The organism is Hyphomonas chukchiensis (assembly GCF_000682695.1).
Classification (GTDB): Bacteria; Pseudomonadota; Alphaproteobacteria; order Caulobacterales; family Hyphomonadaceae; genus Hyphomonas; species Hyphomonas chukchiensis.
Genome location: NZ_AWFG01000093.1, coordinates 1 through 651, shown reverse-complemented (window position 1 = coordinate 651; position 651 = coordinate 1). Strand labels below are relative to the sequence as shown.

General features: G+C 64.1%; 1 protein-coding gene. It reads right to left on the bottom strand.

Annotated elements, in window-relative coordinates:
* Positions 1–69 precede the first annotated feature (69 nt).
* Positions 70–651: FecR family protein (locus HY30_RS18195; protein ID WP_034744467.1), on the bottom strand; the 582-nt coding region annotated here is incomplete at its 5' end.

Below are 651 nucleotides of genomic sequence, written 5' to 3'. Positions count from 1 at the left end.
GCTTGCCGTGGATGATTCTCTGCCACCGGAGCCCCTCTGCCTGTCCGACTGCCATGCCGTCGGACAGGGTCAGGGCGCCGATGCGTTGTCCGGTACGAGTGTGATCAGGCTTGCGGACCGTTCAATCCGGACCGGCAGGAAAAGGGCAATATTCGCGACGAATGCCTCTGGTTCTCCTGTTGGAAATGTTCCGCTCAGGCGCTCGGCTGCGAGGTCGGGATTAGGCACCCTGATCTGGGTGGTTGAGTAGCGGTTCAGTTCGGTGACCGCGTCGGCCAGTGTCACATCGTCGAACTGGACACTACCGCTGCGCCATTGCAGCGCGGCGCCGGGTTCGACCCTGGACACGGTCTGGCTGCCATCGCCGGCAATCTCGAGCCGGTCCCCGGGCGCCAGCACCCTGCCCTTCGGATCGGCGGGATGTGTTGCCTTGCCGAAACCGAACAGGCTCTTCTGTTCCGGAGATGTCGAAACGCTGACCGAGCCTTCCAGCAGGGTCACAGCCACACCGGCTGGCTGCGCATAGATGTCGAATTGCGTCCCGAGCGCGCGCGTACGGCTTGTACCTGCCGCGACGATAAAAGGTGCCTTGGCCTTTTCGACCTCGAACAGGGCCTGCCCGCGCTGGAGGGTGACATGGCGCTCGCGGGG